The organism is Bifidobacterium minimum (assembly GCF_000741645.1).
GTDB lineage: Bacteria > Actinomycetota > Actinomycetes > Actinomycetales > Bifidobacteriaceae > Bifidobacterium > Bifidobacterium minimum.
The window spans coordinates 1-11525 of record NZ_JGZD01000001.1; the positions used below are offsets into that span (position 1 = coordinate 1).

General features: G+C 59.3%; 10 protein-coding genes. 2 read left to right on the forward strand and 8 right to left on the reverse strand.

Features of this window, described 5'->3' with window-relative positions; all coding sequences use genetic code 11:
• The coding region (locus BMIN_RS00005) for a helix-turn-helix domain-containing protein (protein ID WP_034886199.1) at positions 1-370 on the reverse strand (370 nt) is incomplete at its 3' end.
• A gap of 151 nt (positions 371-521) precedes the next feature.
• Between BMIN_RS00005 and BMIN_RS00010 the strand changes: the two genes are divergently transcribed.
• On the forward strand, positions 522-1706 hold the full coding sequence (locus tag BMIN_RS00010) for an IS256 family transposase (protein WP_034886200.1): 1185 nt from the start codon (positions 522-524) through the stop codon (positions 1704-1706).
• 523 nt (positions 1707-2229) lie between these two features.
• Positions 2230-2637 carry a hypothetical protein gene (locus BMIN_RS00015; protein ID WP_033507973.1) on the forward strand — a complete coding sequence of 136 codons (408 nt, stop codon included), beginning with the start codon at positions 2230-2232 and terminating at the stop codon, positions 2635-2637.
• Between the two features lie 282 nt (positions 2638-2919).
• On the opposite strand, the gene BMIN_RS08750 is transcribed toward BMIN_RS00015, so the two are convergent.
• The 7 genes from BMIN_RS08750 to recF form a co-directional block, all read right to left on the reverse strand.
• Complete coding sequence (locus BMIN_RS08750; RefSeq protein WP_169460847.1) at positions 2920-3081, reverse strand: hypothetical protein; 162 nt, start codon at positions 3079-3081, stop codon at positions 2920-2922.
• Between the two features lie 321 nt (positions 3082-3402).
• Positions 3403-3828 (reverse strand): large conductance mechanosensitive channel protein MscL, encoded by a 426-nt coding sequence (gene mscL, locus BMIN_RS00020; RefSeq protein ID WP_026647630.1) that lies wholly within the window; start codon positions 3826-3828, stop codon positions 3403-3405.
• An 85-nt stretch (positions 3829-3913) separates the two neighbouring features.
• Positions 3914-4456, reverse strand: coding sequence for a DUF3566 domain-containing protein (locus BMIN_RS00025; RefSeq protein WP_022861812.1), 543 nt, complete (start codon positions 4454-4456; stop codon positions 3914-3916).
• 73 nt (positions 4457-4529) lie between these two features.
• Complete coding sequence (gene gyrA, locus BMIN_RS00030) at positions 4530-7160, reverse strand: DNA gyrase subunit A (protein ID WP_420796707.1); 2631 nt, start codon at positions 7158-7160, stop codon at positions 4530-4532.
• Between the two features lie 225 nt (positions 7161-7385).
• Entirely contained in the window at positions 7386-9503 is a 2118-nt protein-coding gene (gyrB, locus tag BMIN_RS00035) for a DNA topoisomerase (ATP-hydrolyzing) subunit B (protein WP_051126487.1), read from the reverse strand.
• A 212-nt stretch (positions 9504-9715) separates the two neighbouring features.
• Positions 9716-10198, reverse strand: coding sequence for a DciA family protein (locus BMIN_RS00040; protein ID WP_022861809.1), 483 nt, complete (start codon positions 10196-10198; stop codon positions 9716-9718).
• On the reverse strand, positions 10195-11520 hold the full coding sequence (recF, locus tag BMIN_RS00045; protein WP_022861808.1) for a DNA replication/repair protein RecF: 1326 nt from the start codon (positions 11518-11520) through the stop codon (positions 10195-10197). Before recF ends, BMIN_RS00040 begins: the two co-directional genes overlap by 4 nt.
• Positions 11521-11525 lie beyond the last annotated feature (5 nt).

Genomic DNA, 11525 nt, shown 5'->3' on the forward strand with positions numbered 1-11525 from the left:
CATCAGAAACAGGGCGGATTCTGGGCTTGTCTTTCTCCGTCATCGTGGTCCTCCTCCTAGGTTGCACTGCTACCAGACCCTTCTCACGATACGAGACCATCCAATGATGCACCACGGCTGGGCTGATACCCAATTGCGCCGCCGCCTGTTTCTGTTGCAGACCGGCAAGACACAGGCGTACGGCTCTCACCCGCTTGGAGAACGGGATGATCGGCTTGGCAATGGCATCGGCATACCGCGGATCCTCATGCAGCCAACGTTCCAAACACTGACGGGTGGGATAACCCAGATGCTCCGCGACCTGCTGGGTCGTCATATCAGTGGAGAAATACAACTCCACGGCACGACCACGCTCCTCTTGACTGAACATAGAATCCTCTCGTTCAATCTCCAAGAAAACGTCCGCAGCCCCTAACGTCCGGATTCTTGCGCAGTTTTGAGGTGGTGGGAGCATAACCCGTCCTGTGTGTACGATTTTCAATCGCTGAAAGAGAAAACCGATTGGAAAGCAGGTACGGGCCATGCCCGAGAAAATCATACAGGTCAACCAGGCCATGTTCGAGACCCAACTCGACCGGATGGTCACGGAGAAGGTCACGCAGATCCTCAACCGGATGCTCGACGCCGAGGCGGACGAGCTGACGGGAACTGCGAGATACGGGCGTTCGGACGCGAGGAAGGCGTATCGGGCCGGTCATTACGAGCGAGCCTTGACGATCAAGGCCGGGAAAATGGCGGTAAAGGTGCCGAAACTCAAGGGCGCCCTGTTCGAGTCGGCGGTCATCGAACGGTACCGACGCCGGGAGGAATCGGTCGAGGAGGCGCTCATCGACATGTACCTGGCCGGCGTCTCCACGCGTCGCGTCGACGACATCAGCCAGGCCCTGTGGGGTGAGCGGATGCCGTCCCAGACCCTGTCCGACAAGCTCAAAAAGATCTACGAGGACATCGACGCATGGCGGCAGCGACCGTTGTCCCAACCGTATCCGTACGTGTTCATGGACGGCGTGTGGCACAAGCGCAGCTGGGGAGGTGCGATCGAGAACGTCTCCGTGCTCGTGGCGATCGGCGTCGGGTCGGACGGGCACCGGGAGGTCATCGGCGTGGCCGAGGGCATGAAGGAGGACGCCGCCAGCTGGAACTCGTTCGTCTCCTCGCTCATCTCACGGGGGCTTGCCGGCGTTCGGATGGTGACCGGCGACCGGTGCGCCGGGCTCGTCTCGACGGTCGGCGGACTGCTGCCCGGAGCACGCTATCAACGCTGCATGGTGCATTTCATGCGCAACGTACTCGCCAGGGTCTCCCCGCGGCACACGCGGTGGGCCGCCGACGCCCTCAAGGCCGTGTTCGCCATGGAATCACGCGAAGCGGCGTTGGCCAAGGCCGGGCAGGTCGCCGTCGAAATGGACTCCAGGAAACTCAAGGAAGCCGCCAAGTGCCTGCGGGAGGGCATTGGCGAGACCACCACGTACCTGCTCGAGGATTATCCGGTCGAGCATCGCCGACGGATCCGGACCAACAACATGATAGAACGATTGAACCGGGAGATCCGGCGTCGGACCCGCGTCGTGGGCGCGTTCCCCGACGGCAGGAGCGCGCTGATGCTCATCACCGCACGGATTCGCTACGTGACGTCCAACGACTGGTCCACCCGGCGTTACCTGGACATGTCCCGGCTCGGCGACACCATGAACAAAGCGAACTGAAAACGCACGCGGAACGACAAAACCGAAAGTGCGCAAGACTCCGGGCACTACCGAACGCCGGCCTGACTATTCGTGCGATAAAACCTGAACGCCGACTCGGCGTTTCCGGACCGATGCCGGGTGACACTGTGGCCGAGGGACGCAATCGCGCCCCTCGGAACGCAGCATCACAACGAGAATGAGAATCGACAACGACATGCTTCGCATATCCGATATCAGCGGATCCCCAGTGGTGGAATGCAATAGTATCCGCAGCAAAATGGCTGGGCTCAAGGGCCACGTGGCTGAGAGGAAAAGTCTGGAGCGGTGTGAAATGGGGCGCCAGGGGGGCGAAATTCGCGGCGAAGAAAATTGGCCCATTTGGACTTGCCCTATGTGCGGTCGGCGCCGGATGGGCATGGTATCGTTCCGACGCACGAGGATGGGTGCGTGTGGGGGATGCCGTGACCGGGTGCATACTCTAGCATTGTTATGAGCTGGCACCGGTAATCACCATGAAAGCAACATGAAAGGGGACTGAATCATGAAGAGGCACGACGGAGTGCTGACATTCGCCGGATTCCTTGGACTGGCCGTCATAACCGCCCACATCATCAACTGGTCAATCGGCGAACCATACGCGTTCTACACCTACCCGGCAATGTGGCTACTCGCACTGGTGGTCGCTGCCGTACCAGACGGCCATCGCACGAAACGGTCCAGACGCACCCTCATCGAATTCTTCGCCGGATTCCTTGGACTGGCCGTCATAACCGCCCACATCATCAACTGGTCAATCGGCGAACCATACGCGTTCTACACCTACCCGGCAATGTGGCTACTCGCACTGGTGATACTGGCCATCGCACCCCCACGGCAGGATGCGGACACCGCGCAGGTGCAGCAGAAGACGGCGACGGCCGCGGAAACGGCCACAATGCGCAAACCATGACAAGAACTGTGTCCTGACGCTTGACGGCGTCAGGACACAGTTCTTTTCGCTCTCTCGTTGCACATTGCTCAACGATTCTCTGGTTGCTTCTCTGCGATTCCCTCCGGCCGTCCGATCCACTTAGGATTCCCTGATTCCGGCCTCTCATCATATTGCCGGGTATCGTCGGATATCGTTGTCGCGCGTACGGCACCAACACCCTCATGACGTCAAGCCCCGATGGACTTTCCCAAGCACGATGGTCACGCAATTGACAAAGGACAGTGCGGCAGTCGGGGAATATCACTTCGATTGGCTGAACAACCCTTTGACGAAGGAGACACCAAGCGTGACGAGAAACAATACGAGCGAAGCCCAGAAAAGCCACAAAAGACCTTTGATCAGCAGTCCGGCGATGCCTCCGATAATCCATAGAATAAGCAGCAAGATAATCAGACCGGCCATATTCCCTCCTTCATAAAAGCAAACTCCATTAGCTTTTAATGATAGATGACAATCACCACTCAGATGACTTTTTCTCCAGCGAAATATCCGAGCACTGCGAACAACAAGCACCACGACCAACAGACGTTCTTGCAAATGCCGGACAGGACCGGGAACAGCCACACGACTGGAAACAGCCAGACGCGCGAGGGCAGCCAGACGCGAACAAGGCGGGGACGGGGAAGCCGCACCCGGAATGCCCCCACAACGATCAGTGCCCACCGATTTCGGTGGGCACTGAAGGCGACTTAATCTCTACGCAGTTTTACCGGACTCCTGGGATCAGCGCGATGCCGCGCCATTCTGCTTGGCCAGCTCGTCACGGATCTCCTGAAGCAGCAGCACGGTCTGATCCTCGGGGCTGAGCTCCTTCTTCTCCTCATCGGCACCCTGCTTGTGCAGCATCGCCTGCGACATGTCACGAATCTTGTTGATGGGAACCAGAATGAAGAAATACACCGCGATAGCCACCAACAGGAAGTTGAGAATCGCGCTCAATATGGCCCCGAAAGAGACGGTCGCATTGTTGAAGGTAAAGGCCAGAAGCCCATTCATATTGGGCTTGCCGAAGATCATCGCGATCAACGGATTGATGAAGCTGTCGACCACGGAATTCACGACGGCCGTGACCGCAGTGCCCATCACGACACCGACCGCCATGTCGATCATGCTTCCGCGCGAGATGAATTTCTTGAAACCGTCAATCATCATATCCTCCTCTGATAATGGATTGTCACCCCTGACAAGAATACGTGTGGCAAAGGAGAATACCGCGGTCTGACCACGATACCCGTCAGTCGTCACCCAAAACGACGTGGACGCCACCGACCAGGGACGCCACGACGTTATACAGCAGCCCCCCGATCGCCGCCAGAACGGTAAGAAGAACGACCTCCAGAACCGCGAAGATGGTGACGGCACTAAGTATGGTGCTCAGGGAGAAGATATCGGACAGATTGAAGGAGCTTGTGTCCAGACCCGTCGAGGAGACGATCTGATTGATCTGGGAGAACAGCCCCATCGCATTGAGCACCATCCAGACCAATGCCACGGCGATGATCTGGATTATTCCGCCGGCGACCGCAAGAAGGAAAGTCACGCGCGATATGGACCAGATGTCCACTTTGGTCAGTGACAGACTCATTCTCCGAGCACGAGGAATACCACGACGGGCACGTCGCGGGGCGACGGTCGGAGTGGCCCGGGGGGACCGTGGCGGAAACACCTGCTGATCCGAGGACGAAGACCGGACCGAACGTCCATTCGGGGCCACATGCTCGCCACTCATCGACGATCGGACCACTTCGGGCATATCGTCTTCGTCATATGCGCTCATCATGCTTCCTTACCCTGTCTCGTCGGCCACCGCGCAAAAACATCACACAGAGGCTATCAGGCTTATTCGACGATTACTCGCCATCTTCCGAAGTCTCCACGATACTCCCGTCAGATCCCGCATGGGAAGCCGTCGTGGCATTGGTTCCGACATCGTCGGACCCCTGCACGGACTCTGAGGCAGTAGAGGCATCCGGGCTGCGGCCATCTCCATCAGCGGAGTCGCCATCGCCGTCCTCATCGCCCTCGTCCTTCTCCTCATTGCGGGCGATGGAGATGATGAGATCCCCGGCATCGGGCTTGGCCAGCGTGACGCCCTGGGTGGCGCGCCCCGTCTCCTTGATCTCCTTGACCGCGGAACGGATGACCTTGCCGGACTTCATGATCGCAAGAATCTGATCGTCATCGCCCACGATGACGGCACCAACCAGCGTTCCGCGCCCTTCGGCAAGCTGCAGCGCCTTGACGCCGAAACCGTTGCGTCCCTGAAGTCGATACTCGCCTACCGCCGTGCGCTTGGCGAATCCCTCATCAGTGACCACCAGTAGATCGAGGTCGCTGTCGGCGGACACGACGTCCATCGCCAGCAGATCGTCACCTTCGCGGAAGCGCATACCCTGCACGCCGGCCGTCTGCCGACCCATCGGACGCAGCTGAGCATCGTCGGCGCGGAACTTCAGGCTCATGCCCTTGCGTGACACCAGCATGATGTCATCATCGGCGTTGCACAACGCCGCGCTGACCAACTCGTCGGACGCGCCGCCCTCATCCAGGGTCAGACGCACGGCGATCAGTCCTCCCTGACGTGGCGAGTCATACTCCGACAGTCGGGTCTTCTTGACCTTGCCGGATCTCGTGGCCAGAACCAGATAGTCGGCCGCATTGTAATCGGCAATCGACAGCACCGTCTGGATGGACTCGTCCGGGGCGAACTGCAGCAGATTGGCCACATGCTGACCCTTGGAATCCCTGGAACCTTCAGGGAGTTCGTATGCCTTGAGACGGTACACCCGCCCCTTGTTCGTGAAGAACAAAAGCCAGTTATGCGTCGAAGTGAGGAAGAAATGATCGACGATGTCGTCGTCGCGCAGCTTCGCTCCTCGGATTCCCTTGCCGCCACGATGCTGGGCACGATATTCATCGGCTTTGGTGCGCTTGACGTATCCCGATCGCGTGACGGTGACGACGACGTTCTCCTCGGCGATGAGATCCTCGTCGCTCATCTCGCCGGAGAACGGAAGTATACGCGTGCGACGATCGTCTCCGTACTTCCCGACGATCTCATCAAGCTCGTCGCCGACAATGGAACGCTGGCGCTCAGGACTGGCGAGAATGGCGTTGTAGTCGGTTATCTTCGCCATGAGATCCTCATGCTCATCCATGATCTTCTGGCGTTCCAAAGCAGCCAGACGCCTCAGCTGCATGGCGAGGATGGCGTCCGCCTGAACGGTGTCGACATCCAGAAGGTCCATCAGCCCCGTACGGGCCGTCTCGACGTCACGCGATCTGCGGATCAGCGCGATGACCTCATCGATCATGTCCAAGGCCTTGAGATAGCCCTGAAGGATGTGGTCGCGTTCCTCCGCCTCACGCTTGAGGTACCGGGTGCGTCTGTCGATGACCTCAAGCTGGTGGGAGACCCAGTGGCGGATGAAGGCGTCAAGACTCAGCGTCCTCGGCACCCCATCGACCAGCGCCAGCATGTTGGCGCCGAAGGTCTGCTGAAGCTGCGAGTGCTTGTACAGGTTGTTGAGGACGACCTTGGGAACGGCGTCACGCTTGAGGACAAGCACCAGACGCTGGCCGGTGCGGCCCGACGTCTCATCCCGCATATCGGCGATGCCCTGGATCTTGCCGTCACGCACGGCCTCGCGAATGGACGCGGCCAGACGGTCGGGGTTGACCTGATACGGCAATTCAGTGACCACGAGGCACATGCGCCCGTGGATCTCCTCGGTGCTGACGACGGCCCGCATGGTGATGAGTCCTCGGCCCGTGCGGTACGCCTTCTCGATTCCTCGATGACCGAGAATCGTCGCGCCAGTGGGGAAGTCCGGCCCCTTGATGCGTGCGATCAACGCATCGAGAAGCTCCTCCCTCGTCGCCTCGGGATGGTCCAGAGCCCAGTGGACGCCATCGGCCACCTCGCGCATGTTGTGCGGAGGAATGTTGGTGGCCATGCCCACGGCGATGCCCGCCGAACCGTTGACGAGAAGATTGGGGAACCGCGCGGGGAGAACCGTGGGCTCCTGGGTCTTCCCATCGTAGTTGGGCACGAAGTCGACCGTGTCCTTGTCGATGTCCCGGACCATCTCCATGGCGAGCGGAGCCATACGGCACTCCGTGTACCTCATGGCGGCCGCGGGATCATCACCCGGGGAACCGAAGTTCCCCTGTCCGTCGACAAGCATGTACCTCATGGACCAGGACTGGGCCATACGCACCAACGTGTCATAGATGGCGGAATCCCCATGGGGATGGTACTTGCCCATCACATCGCCGACCACGCGTGAGCACTTATTGTAGCCGCGGTCGGGGCGATACCCGCCGTCATACATCGCGTAGATCACACGACGATGGACGGGTTTCATCCCGTCGCGGACATCGGGAAGCGCGCGCTCCACGATAACCGACAGGGCATACGCCAGATAGGACTCGCGCATCTCCTGCTGGAGATCCATGCTTTTGACCCGCGCACCCTTCATCAGACCATAGTCCGTCTGATCGGCCTCCTGAGGACTCTCCGGCTCCAGAGGCGATTCCGGGACCGTCAACCCGTCATTGTCGTTCACATCGTCAGACACTGTGTTCTCCTACCTGCATCCGCTGCTTGTCTCGTTGTTCACGCACCCGGCCGTGACATCCCCTTCGATGCCGACCCGGTGACCTTCATGTGGATTTTCGTGTGGATTCCCACGCGCGATTCCCGTCTATGCGTCGATGAATCGCGCGTCATGCGCATTGCGTTGTATAAAGAGGCGACGTGGCTCCACATCATCACCCATCAGCATCGAGAAGGTCTCATCGGCCAAAGCCGCGTCCTCGATATGGATCTGCTTGAGAATGCGATGCTCGGGGTCCATGGTGGTCTCCCACAACTCCTGATACGTCATCTCGCCCAGACCCTTGTACCGCTGGATCCCCTCGCCCTTGGGGAGCTGACGACCGGATTCCTTGCCCTGGGCCAGAACACGGTCACGCTCCGCATCGGTATAGACGAAATCGTGCGGGCCTTTCGTCCACTTGATTCTGTACAGCGGCGGCATGGCCACATACACGTATCCGGCGGTGATCATCGGCCTCATATAACGGAAGAACAGGGTGAGGTTCAGCGTGGCGATATGCGCACCGTCCACGTCGGCATCGGCCATGATGATGACCTTGTGGTATCTGACCTTGGACAGGTCGAATTCCTCGCCGTATCCTCCTCCGATCGCGGTGATCAGGGATTCTATGGTGTCGGATTTCATCATGCGATCGATGGATGCACGCTCGGTGTTGAGGATCTTCCCACGCAGAGGCAGAATCGCCTGGGTGATGGGATTCCTGCCCTGAATGGCCGAACCGCCTGCCGAATCGCCCTCGACGATGAACAGCTCGGACTCTTCGGGGTTGTTCGATTGGCAATCCTTGAGTTTGTCGGGCATGCCAGCCGTCTCGAATATGGATTTGCGTCGGGTGCTTTCACGGGCCTTCTTCGCCGCGATGCGGGCGTGGGCGGCCTCGACTGCCTTCTGGATGATGTTGCGTGCATCTCCGGGATGCGCATCGAGCCAATCGGCGAATCTTTCGGTCATAACCCGCTGGACGAAGGTCTTCGCCTCCGAATTGCCCAACTTGGTCTTCGTCTGGCCCTCGAACTGCGGATTCGTCAGTTTGACGGACACGACCGCGGTAAGCCCCTCGCGCACATCGTCACCGGACAGGTTCTCGTCCTTGTCCTTGAGGATGTTCTTGTCCCGCGCATAGCGGTTGACCATCGTGGTGAGCGCCGCGCGGAAACCCTCCTCGTGAGTGCCCCCCTCGGTCGTGGATATCGTGTTCGCGAAGGTGTGCACGGATTCCGAATACGCCGTCGTCCACTGCATGGCCACCTCGGCGGAGATGCCCAGCGTAAGGTCCTCGGCCTCGAAATCGACTATGTCATCCTCAACGGGTGCGGATCCCCGTGCCTTGACCATATATTCCACGTAGTCTCGTATGCCGTTCTGATAGCAGTACGACACCGAACGGTGCAGTTCCTTGACCACATCATCGCCGTCGCCGGTGACCTCGTCCCCGGTATCATCAAGATGTCTCAGATCCGTCAGCGTCAGGCGCAGACCCTTGTTGAGGAAGGCCATCTGCTGGAATCGTGACCTCAATGTCTCGAAGTCGTAGGACGTCGTCTCGAAGATATCGGGATCCGCCCAGAAGGTGACCGACGTTCCGGTGGATTCGTTGTCGTCCATGGGGCGGCCTTTGGCCAAGGGCGCCGTGGCATGCTGATCGACATAGGTCTGTGTCCAATGGAAGCCTTGCCGGCGGACCTCCACCTCCACGCGCGTCGACAGGGCATTGACCACGGAGATGCCGACGCCATGCAGACCTCCGGAAACCGCGTAGCCGCCACCCCCGAACTTTCCACCGGCGTGCAGCTTCGTCATCACTGTCTCGACGCCCGAGACGCCCTCACCAGGGACGATGTCGACGGGAATTCCTCGACCGTCGTCGACAACCCGCACTCCGTTGTCATCCAGGATGGTGACCTCTATATGGGTGGCATATCCGGCCAGAGCCTCATCGACCGAATTGTCGACGATCTCATACACCAGATGATGAAGGCCCCTCGGGCCCGTGGACCCGATGTACATGCCGGGCCTGATCCTCACCGCCTCAAGACCCTCAAGAACACGCAGATCGCTCGCATCGTAATGCTCGGGAGACAATGAGTCATCGAGCTGGGCATCGGCAAGTGCGCTGGCGTCGTTCTGATCCTTCACCGCGTCCTCGCCATTGTCAAGATCCGCCACAAGGATTCCTTCCCACAAACAGCCATCAATCGTCATCACGGACGATCGCCGGCCCATTATGCCCAAAAACGTCAATAATGGGCTCTTCTTGGCATTTACTCATACTCTAGGTAATTCTACTCGTGGTGTAGGACTTTGAAGCTATTACAGCCATTGTCGCGCTTTTTGAGGTCAGTGACCGATATGACGTCGTGAACGGCCGAACCCGCCGACCAGACCGCGTCGCCGCCACCGCTGCCCCAGACACGTCATCTTTTCCTCCCCACATACCGCATCCCGCGTCGACCATGATCGGGCCGGGGACCGGTGACCACAATCCGTCGGATGCCCAGGTCGGGAAGGCGGGACGAAAGGACGTCGAGAAACTGAGGCGCCATGAACGACAGCTGCGTCGACCACACGGTGGATTCGGCGCGGATCGTCAGCACCCCTTCCTCGAGAGACACCACGGTGGTCCGACGCGCTATATCCTCCCCCACGATTCCGGACCATCCATTGCGAAGCCTCGCCATCTGCAGATGAGCATCCCATCCATCCTTATGAGCCATAACAACGGCGATATCCCCCACAAGACCGGGATCACGGCCAGGTTGTCCGAAGCTGTTCCACGCGGCCTCCTCCCGCGCCTGCGTCGTGCCGGCCTTTTGCGCGTAGGTGATGACGCGGTGAAAGACCTCAGCCGGAAGGCGACGTGGATCAAGACCCAGAGCCTCACCACAGGGAACGGTCATACGTCACCATCCGTGGAATCCCGGTCAGAGGGATCAGATCGACCAGACAGATCATATCGATCACGCAAGGCGCGCACGTCGACAACATCCGCATCACTCAGCACCGGAATGTCGTGTGCCGTAGCCGTGGTGATGATCACCTGAGTCCGATCCCTGGCGAAGTCCATGATCCTTGACCGGCGTTCGTCGTCCAACTGCGCGAAGACGTCATCCAGAATGACAATCGGCTCGACTCCACGAACACGACGCATCACGTGGAACAGCGCGAGACGAAGGGCCAAAGCCATCGTCCAGATCTCGCCATTCGAGGCGAATTCACGTGCGGGCGCGCCATCAAGACCGAAAAGGACGTCATCCCGATGAGGACCGATGAGGTTCCTTCCCTGTGCGATCTCGCCGGGAAATATCCGGCGGAAACGGGCGCTGATGTCGTCGTCGATAGTCTTATCTCCATGCGGATCATCGACTCCCTCGACTTCCGCAAAGGACGGAGCGTACGTCATAGTCGCATGGTGGCCCGAACCAGCCTTCCCCATCGTCAGCGAAGAATGCACATCCTCGAAATAACCGGCCAGAGCATCCACCACGCGGCGGCGTTTTCTCGTAAGATCGGTTCCGGACATGATGAACTGGCCGGTCCACACTTCAAGCCCGCTCAATGCCGCGGCGTGATCATCCGCCCCTGTTGTCTGGGACAGGGTTTTAAGAAGCGCTGCCCTCTGGCGTGCGACCTTTTCAAATGTCTGAAGCGACGCCGTATATCCGGGGATCAGAAGGGAACCGGCCTGATCGAGAAACGTTCTGCGACGAGCGGGATCATCGGTCACCAGCCTTTGATCGTCCGGAGCGAACGTGACGCTGGGAATCCTCCCCACGACGTCACGCAGATACACGGATGGACCACCATTGACGCGACCCCTGTTCGCCCCACGCGCGGTTATCGTCGCCTCAAGGCCCAGACGTGTGGATGATGGCGGTCGCGCCGTGACATCATCACGTCCCCGATCACGTCCCTGAACTTCATCAAGACCTTTACCGGCCTGATCGTCATGCCCGCCGACCACATCATTCCCATCCTCATCGGCTTCAACGCCGTCAACGGCCATAGCCCGGATGGTGGCGCGGGATTCTCCGTGTGTGATAACCGATGACAGCGACGACGTTCTGTGACTCATCCCCGTGGAAAGAACCTCAATGGCCTCGACGATGTTGGTCTTTCCCAGACCGTTTGAGCCTTCGAGGATGGTGGCGCCGGCGCGAAAATCACACTGACAGTGTCTCCACGAGCGAAAATCATCAAGAACCAGTCGTTGTATCGTCATACGAC